The organism is Candidatus Zixiibacteriota bacterium (assembly GCA_019038695.1).
Lineage (GTDB): Bacteria > Zixibacteria > MSB-5A5 > GN15 > FEB-12 > B120-G9.
Window position 1 is genome coordinate 26,647 of the sequence record JAHOYZ010000009.1, and the last position, 18,600, is coordinate 45,246.

Annotated in this window: 17 protein-coding genes; 7 read left to right on the top strand and 10 right to left on the bottom strand. The window is 50.3% G+C overall.

Features of this window, described 5'->3' with window-relative positions:
* The 7 genes from truB (at position 1) to KOO62_03940 (ending at position 9,038) form a co-directional block, all read left to right on the top strand.
* The gene (gene truB / locus KOO62_03910) at positions 1–951 is read left to right on the top strand and encodes a tRNA pseudouridine(55) synthase TruB (protein ID MBU8933132.1); all 951 of its coding nucleotides are present in this window, start codon (positions 1–3) and stop codon (positions 949–951) included.
* The gene (locus KOO62_03915; protein MBU8933133.1) at positions 948–1,913 is read left to right on the top strand and encodes a bifunctional riboflavin kinase/FAD synthetase; all 966 of its coding nucleotides are present in this window, start codon (positions 948–950) and stop codon (positions 1,911–1,913) included. Before truB ends, KOO62_03915 begins: the two co-directional genes overlap by 4 nt.
* The gene (gene rpsO, locus KOO62_03920; GenBank protein MBU8933134.1) at positions 1,891–2,160 is read left to right on the top strand and encodes a 30S ribosomal protein S15; all 270 of its coding nucleotides are present in this window, start codon (positions 1,891–1,893) and stop codon (positions 2,158–2,160) included. The genes KOO62_03915 and rpsO overlap by 23 nt, the downstream gene beginning before the upstream one ends.
* A gap of 18 nt (positions 2,161–2,178) precedes the next feature.
* Positions 2,179–4,335 carry a polyribonucleotide nucleotidyltransferase gene (locus KOO62_03925; GenBank protein ID MBU8933135.1) on the top strand — a complete coding sequence of 719 codons (2,157 nt, stop codon included), beginning with the start codon at positions 2,179–2,181 and terminating at the stop codon, positions 4,333–4,335.
* Between the two features lie 3 nt (positions 4,336–4,338).
* Complete coding sequence (locus KOO62_03930) at positions 4,339–5,601, top strand: insulinase family protein (protein MBU8933136.1); 1,263 nt, start codon at positions 4,339–4,341, stop codon at positions 5,599–5,601.
* Between the two features lie 161 nt (positions 5,602–5,762).
* The gene (gene leuS, locus KOO62_03935) at positions 5,763–8,264 is read left to right on the top strand and encodes a leucine--tRNA ligase (protein MBU8933137.1); all 2,502 of its coding nucleotides are present in this window, start codon (positions 5,763–5,765) and stop codon (positions 8,262–8,264) included.
* A 63-nt stretch (positions 8,265–8,327) separates the two neighbouring features.
* Positions 8,328–9,038: a glycosyltransferase family 2 protein gene (locus KOO62_03940; protein ID MBU8933138.1), complete on the top strand. Its 711-nt coding sequence runs from the start codon at positions 8,328–8,330 to the stop codon at positions 9,036–9,038.
* 9 nt (positions 9,039–9,047) lie between these two features.
* On the opposite strand, the gene KOO62_03945 is transcribed toward KOO62_03940, so the two are convergent.
* The 10 genes from KOO62_03945 to KOO62_03990 form a co-directional block, all read right to left on the bottom strand.
* Entirely contained in the window at positions 9,048–10,025 is a 978-nt protein-coding gene (locus KOO62_03945) for an NAD(P)-dependent oxidoreductase (GenBank protein MBU8933139.1), read from the bottom strand.
* Between the two features lie 17 nt (positions 10,026–10,042).
* Positions 10,043–11,341 (bottom strand): nucleotide sugar dehydrogenase, encoded by a 1,299-nt coding sequence (locus KOO62_03950; protein MBU8933140.1) that lies wholly within the window; start codon positions 11,339–11,341, stop codon positions 10,043–10,045.
* A 56-nt stretch (positions 11,342–11,397) separates the two neighbouring features.
* Positions 11,398–12,351, bottom strand: coding sequence for a serine hydrolase (locus KOO62_03955; protein ID MBU8933141.1), 954 nt, complete (start codon positions 12,349–12,351; stop codon positions 11,398–11,400).
* A complete protein-coding gene (locus KOO62_03960; protein MBU8933142.1) occupies positions 12,336–13,646 on the bottom strand; it encodes an ABC transporter permease in 1,311 nt (436 codons plus the stop codon). The genes KOO62_03955 and KOO62_03960 overlap by 16 nt, the downstream gene beginning before the upstream one ends.
* Positions 13,639–14,574 carry an ATP-binding cassette domain-containing protein gene (locus tag KOO62_03965; GenBank protein MBU8933143.1) on the bottom strand — a complete coding sequence of 312 codons (936 nt, stop codon included), beginning with the start codon at positions 14,572–14,574 and terminating at the stop codon, positions 13,639–13,641. Before KOO62_03965 ends, KOO62_03960 begins: the two co-directional genes overlap by 8 nt.
* 83 nt (positions 14,575–14,657) lie before the next feature.
* Positions 14,658–15,431, bottom strand: a complete 774-nt coding sequence (locus tag KOO62_03970; protein ID MBU8933144.1) for a DUF72 domain-containing protein — start codon at positions 15,429–15,431, stop codon at positions 14,658–14,660.
* A 265-nt stretch (positions 15,432–15,696) separates the two neighbouring features.
* Positions 15,697–16,311, bottom strand: a complete 615-nt coding sequence (locus KOO62_03975; protein ID MBU8933145.1) for a hypothetical protein — start codon at positions 16,309–16,311, stop codon at positions 15,697–15,699.
* Positions 16,311–17,126, bottom strand: coding sequence for a hypothetical protein (locus tag KOO62_03980; protein MBU8933146.1), 816 nt, complete (start codon positions 17,124–17,126; stop codon positions 16,311–16,313). The genes KOO62_03975 and KOO62_03980 overlap by 1 nt, the downstream gene beginning before the upstream one ends.
* Positions 17,123–17,746, bottom strand: coding sequence for a hypothetical protein (locus KOO62_03985; GenBank protein ID MBU8933147.1), 624 nt, complete (start codon positions 17,744–17,746; stop codon positions 17,123–17,125). The genes KOO62_03980 and KOO62_03985 overlap by 4 nt, the downstream gene beginning before the upstream one ends.
* Positions 17,746–18,552, bottom strand: a complete 807-nt coding sequence (locus KOO62_03990) for a hypothetical protein (protein ID MBU8933148.1) — start codon at positions 18,550–18,552, stop codon at positions 17,746–17,748. Before KOO62_03990 ends, KOO62_03985 begins: the two co-directional genes overlap by 1 nt.
* Positions 18,553–18,600 lie beyond the last annotated feature (48 nt).

The following is an 18,600-nucleotide window of genomic DNA, read 5'->3' on the forward strand; positions in this document are numbered from 1 at the left end:
ATGGCGTCGTCACCACACAAGTATAACGGCATCCTCCTGATTGATAAGACGACTGGTATGACTAGCCACGATGTGGTTCAGAAGATTCGCCGTCATCTTGGTATGCGACGTATCGGCCATACAGGTACGCTTGATCCCAATGCGACTGGCCTACTTGTCGTTTGTCTCGGAAATGCCACCAAAGTTGTGCAGTTTCTTACCGACTCTGACAAGGAATACGAAGCCGAAATATACCTGGGCATGTCCTCCGTCACATTCGACGCAGAGGGCATTGATGATACTCAACGCCCAGCCGAAGTGCCTGATCTGGATCCAACCGACCTGGAACAGTTGTTGGCTGATTTTCGTGGTACGATCCAGCAAGTGGTTCCGGCTTACTCAGCGGTTCATGTTAACGGCCGTCGTCTTCACGAGATGGCCCGTAAGGGTGAAGATGTCCAACCGCCCACACGTGAAGTTGAAATATCGTCCATTACCGTTTCTGAATTCGACAAGCCCTTCCTGCGACTATTGGTTCGGTGTAGTTCGGGTACATACATTCGTTCGTTGGCCCATGATATTGGCCAAAAGCTTGGTTGCGGCGCATATCTGTCAAACCTGCGCCGGACCAGCATAGGGATTCATTCTGTGGATGATGCTCTCACTCTCGAAGATTTACCTTCGCTTGTTCAGACGGAGCAATTGCAAAGTCATATGCTCGGGATCGGACAAGTGCTCAACTTTGCGGCTTTCACCGTCTCGGATGCTTTTCGACCTCGTGTGCTGATGGGCAGTGATCTGCACAAGGACAATATCCTTGCAGTTGAGGGAACCTTCGCTAAAGGGGACGAAGTACTCCTCAAGGACAGTGCCGGGTCGGTTCTGGCGGTGGGGCACGCACAAGTCTCGGTGGCGAAGTTGGCTGCTTCTCATAATGAAACGCTCTTTAGCTACATCAGGGTACTCAATTGACGACGACTTTCATACAGGGTATAGAGAGCTATCAGCGCCCATCGAGTGCTTCCGTAATTGCTACCATTGGTACTTTTGACGGTATCCACCGTGGTCATCAGGAGATATTCCGTCGAGTGCGCATGCAGAGTGAGGCCAACGGTACTGAGGCTGTACTCATCACTTTCCATCCCCATCCACGTATGCTCGTGACTCCGGCCAACGTACCGCTTCTGCTGACAACAATTGAGGAGAAGGGGAAGTTTGTTCCTGATTTCTTCGACGGTAAGGTTTTGATCCTTCCCTTTAACGAGAAGTTGATGAAGACTCCGGCGGTGGAGTTTGTTAGAGATACACTGGTTGAACGGATTGGCATTAAGAAGCTCATTGTTGGCTACGATCATACTTTCGGCAGGTATCGACAGGGAGATATTCCGGCTCTGGAGGCGATGGGAAAAGATATGGGGTTTGATGTTGAAGTCGTTGAGCCGGTTCTGGTCGATGGCGAACCAGTATCATCGACGCGTATCCGGAAGGCGATTCTCGGTGGTAACTATGAAGACGCGCTGAATCTCCTTGGACACGATTACGCCATCTATGGAACAGTCGAGCGTGGTATTGGAATGGGACACAGGCTTGGTTTCCCGACCGCCAACGTCAAGTACTCAGACCGCAAGCTGCTCCCTGTTGAAGGCGTCTATGCTTGTCGTGTCGAAGTTGAGAGCGATTGTTATCAGGGGATGATGTTCATTGGGCGCAATCACCTTAACCCGCAGCAGTGTATTTCTGTCGAGGCCAATCTTTTTGAGTTTGACCACGACATCTATGATAGGCAAATTACAGTATACCCGATTCGTTTCGTAAGGGAGAATCGGAAGTTTGATTCGACCGAGTTGTTGGTCGAACAAATAGAACAAGATAAGAAGCAAGTGATTAATATGTTTAAGAAGGAGTTGGCAAGTGAGTTTGTCAAAAGAGCATAAGGCTCAGATTATTACAGACAATCGGTTGCATAAAACCGATACGGGTTCACCTGAGGTTCAGGTTGCCCTGTTAACGGCTCGTGTCAGTCATCTGACTGACCACATGAAGAGCCACAAGAAGGACTTCCATACCCGCCTGGGTCTGTTGAAGTTGGTCGGCCAGCGACGACGTCTGCTGGACTATTTGAAACGAACGGATATCGAAAGTTATCGCCAACTCATTTTGGAGTTGGGATTACGCAGGTAAGGAAGGCTGTACAGTTATATGTCACATCGTGTAGAATTTGAATTTGGTGGTCGTACAATGATCATTGAGAGCGACCACCTCGCAAAACAGGCCAATGGGGCTGTCACCGTTCAATACGGCGATTCCATGGTCTTGTCCACTGTCTGTTCCAACTCGGAACCCAAACTTGGTTTCGATTTCTTTCCGCTCACTGTTGAGTATCGTGAACGGTCCTATGCAGCAGGCAAAATCCCGGGCGGCTTTTTCAAGCGAGAAGGTCGACCTTCAGAGAAAGAAATTCTTTCCTGCCGGATTATCGATCGACCGATTCGTCCGCTCTTTCCCAAGGATTTCCGAGGTGAGACGCAGTGCATTAACTTCGTCGTATCTCACGATCAGCAAAACGACACCGACGTTCTCGCACTAACCGGAACCGGAGCGGCCCTTGCAATATCCGATGTACCTTTTGCGAAAACGATCGCCGGAGTCCGTGTTGGTCGGCTCGACGGCGAGTTTGTGGTTAATCCTACTTTTGAGCAGCTCGAAGAGTGCGATATTTATGTCGTGCTTGCCGGTTCCGAAGATGCTATTGCGATGGTCGAAGGTGGAGGACGTGAAACTTCCGAGGACGATATGGTCGCGGCGTTGCAATTTGGCCATGATCATGTCAAGATTCTCATTGAGAAAATCAACGAACTGAAGGCAGTCTGCGGCAAGCCCGACATGGAATACACACCGGTGCTGGTTGATGAAACGTTGGTTGCGAAGGTCAAGGACATGGTTAGTTCTAGTCTTGGTGAGTATAATGCTATCGCCGACAAAAACGAACGCCATACGGCCAAGAAGAATCTCACCAAGAAGATTGTGGAAGCTCTTGCAGAAGAATTCCCTGACAGTGCCAGAGACATTGGCAATATCGTTCATGATCTCGATAACGAAGTCATGCGCGGTATGATTCTTAACGACAACAAGCGAATAGACGGACGCCATCTTGATGAAGTTCGTTCGATCAACTGCGAAGTCGGCTTCCTACCGCGAGTACACGGTTCCGCAATTTTCACTCGCGGTCAGACTCAGTCACTGGTAGCTGTGACGCTCGGGACCAAAGTTGACGAACAGAGACTCGACGAATTGGAAGGGGAATCGCACAAGAGCTATATGCTCCACTACAATTTCCCTCCGTTCTCAACCGGCGAGACCAAGATGATTCGCGGCACTAATCGTCGCGAGATTGGTCACGGCGCTCTGGCCGAACGCGCTTTGCTACCCGTTATTCCTGTCGAGGAGAACTTCCCCTATACGATTCGCATCGTTTCCGACATTATGGAATCCAACGGTTCTTCGTCCATGGCTTCCGTTTGCGGCGGCTCGTTATCGATGATGGATGCTGGCGTGCCAATCAAATCAGCCGTCGCCGGCATTGCGATGGGTCTGATCAAAGAGGGCGACCAGATTGCCGTACTGACCGACATCCTCGGCGATGAGGACCATTTCGGTGACATGGACTTTAAGGTCACTGGTACCACCGAAGGTGTAACTGCCATTCAGATGGATATCAAATGTACGGGACTTAAGATCGAAACTTTGCGCGATGCCCTGGGCAAGGCGCGGACAGCCCGGTTACATATTCTGGAAAAGATGAACGCCACAATCCCACAGCATCGTGAGGACCTATCCCAGTTTGCCCCGAGAATCATAACTATTAAGATTCCACCGGGAAAGATTGGTGATGTGATTGGACCTGGCGGTAAGATTATTCGCGCTATCGTCGAAGAGACCGGTGCCAAGGTTGATATTCAGGATGACGGCACAGTGCTGATTGCCTCAGTCAGTGGCGAATCGGGACGTATGGCTCTGGAAAGGATCGAAAGCATCACACAGGAAGCTGAAGTGGGCAAGACCTATAAGGGTATCGTCCGCCGTGTAACTGCTTTTGGTGCGTTTGTTGAAATATTCCCAGGCACTGACGGTCTGGTGCATATCTCCGAGCTTGATATCGGTCGCGTCGAGCGCGTTGAGGATATTCTTAATCTGGGTGACACCGTCGATGTCAAGTGCCTTAATGTTGATCCCGATGGTAAGGTCCGTTTATCGCGTCGCGCCCTTCTGCCGGGTGGAGATGATCGCCCGCCGGAGCAGTCGCGCCCACCACGGAGAGATAACAACCGTCGGCCATCGCGACCTCCGCGTAGATAGGCAATGAAGATAGAGAGCACAATTCGCAAATCAACTCTGAGAAGCGGACTGCGGGTAGTTACTGAAAAGATACCCGCTGTCCGCTCCATTTCGCTTGGCGTCTGGATCGATGTCGGTGCCCGTTACGAGTCTCCCGAAGAGAACGGGCTGTCGCATCTGATTGAGCACATGTTGTTCAAGGGTACTAAGGACCGAACAGCCAAGCAGATTGCGGAGGCGCTCGAATCGGTAGGGGGGAGCCTCAATGCTTTTACGTCGCGCGAGCAGACCTGCTATACTGCGCGGGTACTGGATGATCAACTTGAGAAAGCGGTTGATGTTCTGGCTGATCTTACCTGTCACGCCAAACTGACTCCGACCGATCTCCGGATGGAGAAAAAGGTGATCTGCGAGGAGATCAAAGAGGTGGCTGATACGCCGACAGATCGAGTTCACGATGTTTTTGCGCAGACTCTTTGGGGTGATCATCCTCTGGGTCAGCCTATTCTTGGTCCGACCGAAAATGTGGCTCATTTCCAGCGTCAGTTCATTCTCGATTATTTGAAACGGAACTACGTTGCCGGATCAATACTAATAGCTGCCTCGGGTAATGTTTCTCATCGGCGCTTGGTCGAATTGGCCCGAAAGTACTTCCAGTTCGAAGGTGGCACCGCTCCGTCAGCACCACCTGCTATCCAGCCGACTGTTGGCCAAATTGTTCATGAATCCGGAAATGGCGAGCAAACCCATTTGTGTCTCGGATTCCCCGGACAATCATTTTTCTCGCCCCTCAAGATGGCTGCTTTGGCAGTCAATACTTACCTTGGCGGAGGCATGTCGTCGGTATTATTTCAGAAAATCCGTGAGCAGCGCGGACTGGCCTATTCGGTCTATACCTTTCTCGATTTCTATCGTGACGCCGGAGTATTCGGCACCTATGTCGGGACCGACAAGAAGCACATCGCTGAATGTGTTGCAATTATACTCAAGGAGCTGGAGCGGCTGAAGAAGCGTCGGCTTTCAAATCTCAAGCTTCAGGCGATCAAGGATCAGCTCAAAGGACAACTGACGCTTGGGATGGAATCGACGGTCGCCCATATGAACCGCGCCGCACGACAGGAACTGTACCTCGGAGAGTTTCGATCTCTCGACCAAACCCTGGAAGACATCAATAGGGTTTCGACTTCAGATGTTCTGAAGTATGCCAACGAGACCTTTGACCGATCCGTTTTGGCCATGACAACCCTGGGACCGATAGACGAAAAAGCCCTGAGGCATGTCCTCTGAATCGGGTTATGACTCGCCGTTATCGCGAGTCCCTGAAGCGCACATACTTGTTTGCCGTTCGCTTGAAGCAGATCCGGTCCGCTAGTAACTAACCCTTGCCAACAACCTGACATTTTACTACTTTTTGCCGATAATTGAGTAGTACTCAAGAGGAATTTCAGATGGCGATCAGCGATCAGGACACCCGCAAATACGACTTCAAAGCGATAGAATCCAAATGGCAGAAACAGTGGCTGGACAGTGGCCTTTTCTGTGCTCCAGACATGCCCGATAAGGACAAAGCCTGGTATCAACTGGAGATGTTTGCCTATCCGTCCGGTGACATCCATATGGGTCATTTTCGTAACTATATAATTGGCGATGCTGTTGCCCGGCAAAAGATGATGACCGGTCAACAGGTGCTCCATCCCTTCGGATGGGACGCTTTTGGCTTACCTGCCGAACGTGCAGCTATTGCGCGCTCTATTCATCCTATTGAATGGACCAAGAGCAATATTAGTGTCTCACGAAAGACATTACAGGGCGTAGGGATATCATTTGATTGGGATCGAGAAATATCGTCCTCGGACCCGAATTACTACAAGTGGACGCAATGGATGTTCCTCGAGTTGTTCAAGCGTGGATTGGCCTACCGCAAGCGTGGATTTGTCAATTGGTGTCCAGAGGACAAGACAGTACTGGCCAATGAACAAGTCGTGGATGGGAAATGTGAGCGCTGCGATGCTGAAGTTGAGAAAAAAGATCAGATCGGGTGGTACTTCAAGATCACCGATTACGCCGATCGCCTCATCGACGATCTTGATCTGTTACCAGATTGGCCTGACAACCTCAAGGCCATTCAACGGGAATGGATTGGCCGCTCATATGGCGCGGAGATTGATTTCACTATCGAGGACACAGGGGAGAGGCTGTCCATATTCACAACCCGCCCGGATACTATCTATGGTGTGACATTCATGGCCATCTCGCCGGAGTCGCCGCTCATTGAGGAACTAAAGCTGGAGGGCGAGTTTGCCGCGAAGGTGTCAGAGTACCAGAAGAAAGCATTCGCCCGGACTGACATCGAGCGATCTGCCGTCGGTGACGAGAAAGATGGCGTTTTCACCGGCAAATACGCCATCAACCCCTATAATAGTGAATGCGTGCAATTGTGGGTGGCGGATTATGTTCTCGGCGGCTATGGAACCGGGGCTGTTATGGCCGTTCCGGCCCATGACACCCGCGATTTTGCTTTCGCGCGGAAGTACGGCATTCCCATCAAGGTTGTCATTCATCCCGATGAGCGTACAATTCTTGATGTCGACCAAATGGATGATGCGTTTGTCGAATACGGCCCGATGGTCAACTCTGATCAGTTCGATGGTTTATTCGGTGATAAGGCCGTTGCGAACGTCACGCAATACGCAGAACAACAAGGCTATGGACGTGCCAAGGTAAACTATAAGTTGAAGGATTGGTCGATATCACGTCAGCGTTATTGGGGTTGCCCAATTCCAATCATTCACTGTGACAAATGCGGTCCGCAGCCAATCTCCGAGAGTGAACTTCCGGTAGTTTTGCCACAAGTCGAGGATTACCGCCCCAAGGGCCGTTCACCTTTGGCCGATGTGCCCGATTTCATGAACGCAAAATGCCCGAAGTGCGACAGTGCGGCCACTCGAGATCCAGATACTATGGATACCTTTGTGTGTTCATCGTGGTACTATCTAAGATATTTAGACCCACACAACGATACTGCGCCATTTGACAAGGAGAAAGCGCGACGGTGGCTGCCGGTCGATCTGTATATTGGGGGTATCACCCATGCAACCGGACACCTGATATATTTCCGGTTTTTCCATAAGTTCTTGCAGGATATTGGCTGGGTTGATTGCCCGGAGCCAGCTACGAGGATGGTCAATCATGGTATGGTGTCCGACGCCAAAGGCGAAGTTATGTCTAAGTCCAAAGGCAATGTCGTGTCACCGATTGAGGTGATGAACAACAATGGCGTTGATGTTTCGCGGTTGGCCATGTTCTTTACTGCACCTTCCGAGAAAGAAGTCATGTGGAGCGATGACTTCATTGTAGGCGTGCAGAAGTTCGCGACCAACAAGCTGTTTCCGTTGATAGACAGCTATCGCGGCACCAAACCTGACCTAAAGAAGCTTGTTAGGATCGACGGCCTCAGCGACTATGAGCGGCAGATCTACGTCAAACTCAATCAAACGATCAAGCGTGTTACCGAAGATTTTCCGCGACTCCAGTTCAACACCAGCATCGCGGCCATGATGGAACTATTGCGCGATTATCGCCCGAACAAGGTTCAGAGTGATCAGCTAAATGATCAAATAGTACTCAAGAGTATTCAACTTATGGCACCGCTTACGCCGCATCTGGCCGAGGATCTGTGGAGTCGAGCCGGATATGATGAGTCGATTTTCAAGTCGGCATGGCCGGAGTATGATCCTGCGGCGATGGTTGCGGATACCATAAAGGTTGCCGTGCAGATTAACGGTAAGCTTCGTGACACCGTATGCGTGGCGCCGGAGGCTACTCAAGATGAGGTTGAAACAGTGGCCAGGAATAGCGAAAAGTTGCAAGCATATACCGAGGGATTCGAGATTGTGAAGGTTATCTACGTTAAGGGCAGGATTCTGAATTTGGTCGTGAAACCGAGATAAGTTGGAAACAGCTTACTCGCATGTTAACATAATATACATTATGAGACACGGATATATTAGCAAATGAGACTCTCGATCATCATACCGGTCTATAATGAGGTCTCCACTCTCGAGGAGCTTGTCCGGCGGGTTAATGCAGCTCCAGTTTCTAACAAAGAGCTTATTCTTGTGGATGATTGCTCGACCGACGGCACCCGTGAGCTACTCGAACAGAAAATAACTCCCCTTGTTGACAAGATCATTTATCAGCCACGAAATTTTGGCAAAGGTTATGCCTTGAAAACCGGCTTTGCCCATGCTACCGGTGATATTGTGTTGGTGCAAGATGCCGATCTCGAATATGACCCTTCCGAGTACCCGGCCCTGATGCAGCCAATTATTAATGATCAAGCGGATGTGGTCTACGGTTCGCGTTTTATTGGTGGTGGTCCTCACCGTGTTGTCTATTTTTGGCATTATGTAGGTAACCGCTTCCTGACCTTACTGTCCAACATGTTTACCAATATCAACTTAACCGACATGGAGACCTGTTATAAAGTCTTCCGACGCGAACTGATTCAATCCATCGATATTAAGGAACATCGGTTTGGCTTCGAGCCGGAGATCACCGCAAAGTTGGCACGCCGGCGCGTTCGCATTTACGAAATCGGTATTTCTTACTACGGTCGAACCTACGACGAAGGAAAAAAGATCGGCTGGCGCGATGGGATGCGGGCGATCTGGTGTATCCTCAAGTATAATCTCTTCGCGACAGAATCACGCCGAAACACCTAAAGTACTACTTTAAGCCCAGCCGCGCCTGGCCAGGTTGCGTCTTTGGCTCTCATATACCCTGCGGATCTTCATAGCTTTCAAGTACCATTCGATATTCAACGGCAAACCCTGTTCAAGTGTTACTTTAGGTGCATAGCCCAGCAGGCGTCGCGCCAATGATATATCTCCGGTAAATGACGATATTTCACCGACCCGTTTGGTGCTTGCAGACACCCTGGAGCCAGAACCAGTCTGAGCCACAATCATGCGGGCAAGATCCATCAGCCGCTCGGACTTGCCACTCGAAAGGTTTAGAGTTCTGCCGCTCACACGGTCGAACCGATCCGCAATCCGTACCAGACCATCGGAGCAATCGTCAATATAAGTGAAATCCAGTTTCTTCTCGCGCCCAAAGACACAGATGTCGCGATCGCGCATGGCATAGTAGATGAAGAGTGGAATGACTCGTTCAGACACGTCGTACCGTCCGTAAACGTTTGACAGTCGTACAATCACAGGGCGTATGCCATAGCACCCTTGATAGGCATGAATCAGTGCCTCAGAACCGAACTTCGAGGCGGTATATGGTGATTTGATCCCACTGACATGAGTTGTAGACTCTTTGCGCCTCTCCCCTGCCTTGGACTCACCATAGACCTCACGCGAAGAAGAAAAAACGAACCGGTCAATTCCCCGGGTACGAGCAAATTCCAAGAGATTGTATGTCATCAGATAGTTGTCGTGGGCCAGTTTTGGATTTATCACCAGATCGTGCACACGGGCATTGGCCGCGAGATGGATAATAAGATCGGGTTTGGTGCGCAATCTCAGTTTGGTTAGAGGTTTCCGGAGGTCATGGAATACGGTCTGACGCTCGATCCGACTATCCCAGTACGAATGACGAATATCCAGAGGAATAACGCGATAACCCCGTTTCGACAGGTCTTGCGCTACGGCAGTGCCTACGGTGCCGGAGGAACCAGTAAGAAGAATAGTCTTGATGGACATACGTTACAACCTCTCCCCTATACGAATTCAAATCCGGCTTTTTCCCATGAGCGACGATTGAGAATTCCGAAATAGTCTACGACCAGACGTTTCTTCATGAGGCTCGCACAATGGACCGGTTTAAGACGGCGAAACTGTTTATGGGCAGTACCGATCACCAGAGCCGAAGCTCCCCGAAGTGCCTCATCAAGGTCATGCACCAGCGGCATGTTCCCTTCGAAGACCTTCTCCGCATTTGGTAGAAGCGGCTCATACAGGCTGACGCGCGCTCCAGAACGCCGCAAACGAATGGCGAGCTTCACTGCGCGAGAGCCACGAGTATCATCAACTTCAGGCTTGAACGCCGCTCCGAGAATAGCGATCTTCTTGCGTTTGAGAGGCCGCAAGCGGTTCTTTAGATTCTCCACGAGGTGTTCGAGCAAGCGATCATTGATATTCATTGCTGTCTGGGCGGTCTCAAAGGTGAAATTGGTTTCGCTCTCGGCGGAATTGATCAAGCGGCAGTCCTTGGGCAGACAGGATCCCCCGAATCCAAGTCCGGGAGTGAAATAGTCCAAACCGATACGCTCATCCAGACCTATCCCCCTTTGAATTGACGACAGATCAAGTTGTTCTATTCGGGCGAAATCGGTTATTTCATGGATGAACGCCAGCCTGTGAGCTAGGTAGACGTTGGAAGCCAGCTTGATTAGTTCGGCTGATCGAATATCCGTATGAACAATTGGTATGCTCTGAGAGTAGACTTTATTATAGATTTTCAACAGCCTAGTCGCGTCACGTTTCTCCTTTGATCCCAGAATGATTCGCCAAGGCCTCACCGTATCCTGGTAGGCACATCCCTCGCGCAGGAACTCCGGATTGACAACTAATCGAACCTTCTCTCCGTGAGGAGTCGATTCAAGCAGTTGTCGGAACTGATCCGCAAAACCGACTACGTTTGTTGATTTCAGTACTACAGTAGCCACTGTTCGACGGTTGCAGCCACCGATCCAGTTAGCCATCCGCTCAAAAGCGCCCAGTCGCATTTTCCAGTCACCCCGATTAACCGAGTCAATGGCTATGAAAATCAGATCTGCCTTCTCGTAGGCAATTTTACTGGGCAGGATCGTTCGAAGACGGCTGCTTCTTACGGTTTCCCTGAGTGCTCGTGCCAGATCGTTTTCGCGGAAATGAAGCTGACCCTTGTTCAAGCCATCAACGATAATCCTGTTTTTCTCGACTACCGTGACCGGAAATCGTTTAGCGGCCAGATGAACGGCTGTGGCTAATCCGACGTATCCGGCTCCGACCACCAGTATGTTTGGCTTCGACGACATATTGGGAATCATTATACGCTCTGAGCCGGAAATTGACAAACGATTTGGGAATTTGGTCAAGCATCCGGAGCCGCAGCCAACAATTTGCGAGAACCCCAATCGATAAGTTTTCTTGCTTCGCGGAAACGGAGCTTATCGCCCGGTACGCCCAGCACAACCATTGTCAGACGTTCTCCTCGTTTGTTGCGGATCAGGCTTGTGAGACAGTAGTCAGCCGCACGTATATAGCCGGTTTTACCGCTCAGTACTTTGTAGGGCGAATGCATGAGCAAATTGGTGTTGGCCATATTGCGCCAGGTGTTTTTGCGATTTTGGATCTTCACCCGATACCGCTTCATCGACGTAATCTTAGCAATCAACTCATAACGATAAGCATAGTGGAGAATCTTCGCCACTTCACAAGCGGTCGATACATTCGTCGAGTCGAGCCCGGTGGGATCAGTGAATTTGGTTGCCTTCAAGCCGAGCCGTCTCACTTTTCTATTCATCTCCTCGACAAAGGTCTCAATCGATCCACTGGTGGCGCGCGCCAGTGCCCGGGTTGCCCGGTTGTCGGAATTCATTAGGGCAGCGTGCATAAGATCATAAAGCGTCAACTCATATCCGCGGTTCAAACGCGATCGAGACGAGCGATAGGCGTCCTCTTTGGTGATCGTCTCAGTGCGATCCATGTCAACCCCTTTGTCAACAATCACCATCGCGGCCACGAGCTTGGTTATGGAAGCGACGGGGCGAACGGCATCGGCATTGCGAGCGTAAAGAACCTCGCCGTTTTCATAATTAACCAGTACCGCTGATTTAAGGTTCAGGTACGGTCCCTTCTGGACGGTCCTGAAATCGAATTCAATATCAGATCGAAACCCTGCTTCGTCGGTGAAGTGCTCCGCTTCAAGGATGTAGACCGTATTGGCCGAGAAAAATACAAAAGCGGCCAGCATGATCAGAACCGATGGCAGTGTGTCACGACGTATCATAGGATTATTATCACTTTCATCTACTGCCGTACCCATTTGAGAATTTCGGGAAGCGTCGGCCGCTTGCCGTACATGAGGATACCCACCCGAAAAACTTTGCTCGTCAGCCAAATCAGCCCCAGCACTGACAGACATAACAGAATGAAACCGAGTGTTGCCTCCCCGACAATTCCGCTAAACAGCGAGTATTCGGAAAGAGTTGGCGCTATGAAAACCACGCGCATCAACATCATCGTCGGAGTAAGAAACGGGATCAAAGAGAGCACCACACTGGCCGCTGAATTGGGGTTCTGAATAACATAAATACCAAGCATGAAGGGCAGGATCATCACCATTGTGATCGGCATAATGAAGTTCTGAGCCTCTTTCTCGGTGTTGCAGATCGATCCGATCAGAGCAAACATCGTGGAGAACAGCAAGTAACCGGAGATCAGGAAGAGCACAAAGAACACTGCAATAGCCGGATTGAACAGGATGCGGTCAATGGAGGGATCAATCTCCAGCGATCCTTTCATGAAATACAGCCCAACCCCCAGCAGGAACCAGACCGATACCTGCGTAAATGTGGCCGCTCCCAAACCCAATACCTTCCCCAGCATCAACTGGAACGGACTGACCGAGGATACCAGGACTTCCATAATACGAGAGTTCTTCTCCTCAATCACCGAACGCATCACCAGTTGGCCAAAGCCGAAAATCATCCCGAACATAATGCCTACAAACATGAGGGCACTGAAATACTTAACCTTGAACGGGATAGCATCTCCTTTGGCATCCTTCTGCATCAGGTCAATATGCCTTGTCAGAGCCAGAACCGAATCCACTTCGAGATTGACCGCAGATTCCTCAAGTCTGATGCCGGACAGAACTGCGGAAAGGCAAGTACCAAACCGTCTATTGGCACGAAAATTGTCAGCATTGGTGACCATGAAAGACACCGAGTCCGCATTCTGTGCTTCGTCACCAATGACCACAAAGTACTTTATTTGCTGAGTGTTGATACACTCTACGAGCGAATCGTAGACTATCTGATAGCGCTCTTCCTCATCAGTTCCGGCCTTGAAAACAGATTGGACTCCATAATACGCGGTAGAATCATCTTCGAGTTTGTAGTATTCGAGGGCTTTTGAAAAATCTGCCCCTATTTCATGATTGCTCCGGTCGATGACGGCAAGCAATTCCGTCTCCGATGACTTCTTGGTCGCCAGCAAAGTAGGAACGACTGAGAAGGCGAGCATAAGTAAAGGCGTAAGAACAATGCCAATAATAAATGATTTCTTTTTGACTACCTGCGCATATTCGCGTTTGAAAATGACAAGGAACTTAGACATTGGTCTTCCCTTCCTTCCCATCGTCGTACTTTGCAGGGTCGATGTTCGCCATGTCGATAAAGATGTCATACAGCGAAGGCTCGACTACTTCGAAGCGACGTATCGCTACCCGATCAGCTACAGCTTTCAGGATAGCCGAGATGTCAGTGCCGCTGTCCACATCCAGTTCCAGATAGTTATTGAACTCGCTCACCTTCTTAACTCCCGGTAAGGATGCCACAAATCCCCCGTCTCCCTCCATGTCAATCTGAATGGCGTTCTTTCCAAATCGCGCTTTAACATCGGATAGTGTCCCGTCGATCACTTTCTTGCCTGAAGCGATCATGCAAATGTGATCACACAGTTTCTCCGCCTGTTCCATCACGTGAGTAGAAAAGAGAATCGTCTTGCCAGCTCGCTTCAAATCGAGAATAACATTTTTTACGAGTTCGATGTTCAGTGGATCCAACCCGGAAAATATCTCATCGAGAATAACAATATCCGGATCGTGTAACAGCGTTGTAATGAACTGCAATTTCTGCTGCATTCCCTTTGATAATTCTTCAACCTTACGAGTTTTATAATCCAGAAGCTTCATTCTCTCGAGCCAGTGATCAACATGCTCGCGTATATAAGCTGGCGATTTACCTTTCAACTCAGCCATGTACTGCACGACTTCCATCAGGGTCATACTCTTATAGAGTCCACGCTCCTCCGGTAGGTATCCAACCCGATTCTTGAAATCGTCGGTTGGTGGAGCTCCGTCAAGTAACACCCGACCCGAATCCGGGATTGTGATATTCATAATCATGCGGATCGTAGTCGTCTTGCCAGCCCCATTGGGGCCGATAATGCCGTAGATCACTCCTTCCGGGACATCAAGTGACAGATTATCCACTGCCACTTTGCCGTCATATTCTTTACGAATCGATTCCAGCTGTAGTCTCATATGCTCTTTCCTATCATAGTGCTTTCTCTATACTTCGATTTCATGCCCGGCGTCAACTAAAACCACATCGGCGCGAAATCTAATCATACTTTGAGCAGTCCTTTCATATCGACGGCATTGCCCACCGCTTGTCCAAGATGACAATTGTTAAAAAACACATAGAGGTTCTCAACTTCTCTTTTCTGTTTCAACTTCTCAATTTTCTTTCCCCAACCCTGCAGTTCCTCGTCGGAGTACTTGTAGTCATAGCGTAATGCTCCTCCGTCCCACCAGTGTTCGGCATTCCTCCCGTGGAGACGAATGTACGCTGTGTTGGTCGTGGCAAAGCAGTCCGGATCGAGCAATCCGGGCAACGGCGGTTCATCCACACAGACATAACCAATCCCTTCTGCGCGGAGACGATCGTACATTGTACGGTTCACCCAGCCACGATGGCGGAATTCTACAAACAGTCGATGAGGAGACAGAGCCTGCTGAACGATTCCAAGGTAATCGAGAGCTTCAGAACCAAACTTGAATGAATATGGAAACTGCGCCAAGAGACCTGACAGCTTACCGGATTCCACAAGGGGACGTAGTGCTTCGAGATAAGCGGCTCGATCGTTTTCCAAGTCAGTGCGTCGATGAGTGAATGACTGGGGTACCTTGACTATGAAATCGAATCCATCCGGTGCCTTCTTTGAAATATTGGCCATCACGGCCGGATGTGGAATACGATAATAAGTTGAGTTGATCTCGACCGTGCGGAAGAACTTCACATAGTGATCAAGCATCTTCCCCTTGTCAATACTTGCCGGATAGAATCCCCCACGCCAATCTTCAAAACTGTAACCCGATGTTCCGATTCGAATATCCATCGTCAACTGTGATCGACTCCTCTAGAAAACATATAGTGTAAGTACGTGCTCTTTCCTGAAAGGTTCATCTATTGGCTTACCCGCAAAACAGGTCATTAGTCACGGGATTCGCTGTCATCTTTTCGGCGCGAGGGTTTTCGGTGGGGCTGAAACCGGACCCGACCACACTTGGGACAAACCCACTTCCGTTGTTTGTGGAAGGAACGCTTTTGCTCCTCCATGGTCGCCTGGCAGCGGGGACATTTCATCGCCTCGTCACTCGCTTTCACTGAGCCAGTCGAACGAAATCCGACAGCAGGAACTCTACGCGACCGATCAATGTTGACATCCGTGACATGACAGTGTAGCCAAAGGTAGTACCAAAGAATATCATCAGGAAATACGTCCCTCCCTTGGCAACCCCCCCCAGCACACCTTTATGCTCACGGCTGAAGTAAAAATAGGCCAACGTTGTGATAACCCCCGTCAGGACTACGATAACCGACCAGTCAGGCTGTCCCGATTCTGAGAGCAAAGGACCGACGGTAGCGGTGATCTGTCGAAGTGTGCGGGCTTCGAGCATAGCTGGAATAGCTACGCCGGCACCGGAACCTATCAGGATCGCGATCGGAATACGGGACAAAGAGGCGGTCCGTTTGTGGAACCGTCCAAACATCATGAGTCCAAGAGCCAGGGGCAGAACCAACGGCCACTTCGCATCTTGAACCAACGGCACGAATAACAGATCCATCAATGTATTGGACCAGGTTATGACCAGAAAATAACCAATCGAGACGCCGATCAGCAGAGATTCCGCCATTTTGTAGACCGGGTTGTCCCGATAGAGGAAACTGAAAATTGCCAATGTCAGCAACCCGGCGATGATCACGCTCCAGTCCATCAGGAGGCTGACCCCTTTCTCCGGCGTGTTCGGAAATAGATGATGTTACCGGCGATAATCAGCACCATGACGTACACATGCGCTGCCGACTGGGCCAGCATACCGCGTTTGCCGGAACCGCCAATTCCTATGAGCTGTTCATATTCCGTTGCTCCGCGAAGTCCGCCAAACATGGCGTACAATTGTCCCGAGGCCAGGTATGGATCATAGGTGGTCATCATAGCCGCTGTCACCGCCGCTACTATGCGGATATTGTAACGACTCGCGCCGTATTCGATCCAGTGTGTTGTCAAAGATCCGTCGGCAATTGAAATCACCGCGGCGATGTCGTCATAGTTTTCGACGTCAACCAGCATTTCGTAATCCCGATAGGGCTGCCCCAGATAGTCTTCGGGATAGGTATCAGGAATCGACTCCCCCATAGAGAGAATGGCTGCAATGTATTGAGGCTTAAAACCAAGATAGACATAATCCTCGCCGTATGTCTTGCCGTATTCGTCGGCAGTCTGAGTCATTAGCCGGTAGCCAACAGCAGTTCCCTCAGCTAACAGGGCTGTACCGACTAATTTAAGGTCTCGTGAGAACGCATGACGCAACACGGCCAGAGCCAGTGGCCGTATCTCCGGCAACGATGATGCTTCGTGATCGAAAGAGACTATCACTGTGGCCCCCGCCGGTAATGAATCAAGGCAGGCATAGAACCGGTCTGTCTCCGGCGTAACGCGTACTTCAAGGTTGATATTGAGAACCATCGTAATGATTACAATTACGAATAGCCCACCAAATATCCAGTGGCGGCTCTCTATTTGTTTCATTTCTCGCCCCCGAGCCACGTGCGTTCGATACCTAGTATAACCCGAAGCGAGGTCGTGAGTGACCCCAACCCGATTCCGATCAGAATCGCACGACGAGCAGCCATTGATGGATTTCCGCGCACCCAATCGGCCGCTTCGGTGAAAAACTGCGGAACGATTCCTTCCAGCGAGGAACGGCTCAGCAAGGTCAATATCGCCGCCGCCAGCAGAACAGCTGCCGGGGCCGAGCGTGCACGGAAACCACGAAATGAAGCAGATGCCACGAAGAAAGCCAGAAGTGCAAACACTGTCGATTGCATAGGCACCAGAACATATTCAAACATCCACATGAAAGGCGAATCCCCTCTAATACCCCAGATAATAGCCAGAACCGGCATACTGCCCAGCCCGATCAGCGAGACTATTCGATACGGGCGGTCATCCCCTTTGCGGATACTACCCCAGGTCATACGCACAAACCCGAGCACTCCCACCAACAGCGTTATGGCGAAGATAATCTGCCAATAGTCTATCATCACCGTTGCGTTGAGCTTTCTCGCGGCTGGGTGCTGTGAGAAATAGAGCGCAAACAACAGAGCACCAAAGGCAAAGCAAACGATCTGGGCAATTCGGCGATTCATTAGAACCGCCACCAGCTTGATGAAGGATCCACTGTTACCCAGAGCGTGGCAATAATCATAATAATAGCCAGCATGACTTTCAAGATGTCCTGCGCTCGTACCGAAGCCAGGATCGAACGATCACCGGATAGATAGCCAGAGGCGGCGAACAATTCCTCGCCTATAAGAACGTAGTCACAGGCTACTATAAAGAAGGAAAGCTGAATCGTCGAATCGGTACCGGCGATCTGAATGGAGCCATTGATGTTGGCGGTCTCGGCCAGGATCAGAGACTCTGCCTCAAATGTGCCCAGAAGAAAAACGGAGGCTGGTTTGGTGCGGCTAATCAAACCCTCCACTGCAGCCGCGTAGCCAAATTGTGAAGAACTTACATAGAAAATATCGTTGGCATTATATCGATCAGGAAAGCCCGCCTGTACACAGGCCTCCCGTACAACTTCCTGTGCCACCGTCATTATAACGGGATCATGGGTCGGGTAAACGAGGCGGCAATCGTATTGCGCTGTCTTCCGGGCAACATGACTCAGGATGTTCATTGAGGCGATAGTGGTTGGTCGCTGAATATCCCCCCCCCACCCGGGCGTAAAGAGTAAGGGGCGTCCCATTTCCGTAGCACGACCGATGGCTTCTTCGACCGCTTTCAGTCCAGCGATCTCACGCAGTTTGAAACGCTGCCTGCTCCGCTTATGAAAAGTCGTATACAGTACCACCAGGACCGAGATAATTGCCGCTACCAGAGTTGGCAACCGGGCCATGTCGAACCATGATGGATCGAGGACGGTACCTATTATGACGATGGCTCCCATATTGTTGCAAGGAAAACGCTTGATGTTGTTACGGGCAACTAAAAGATT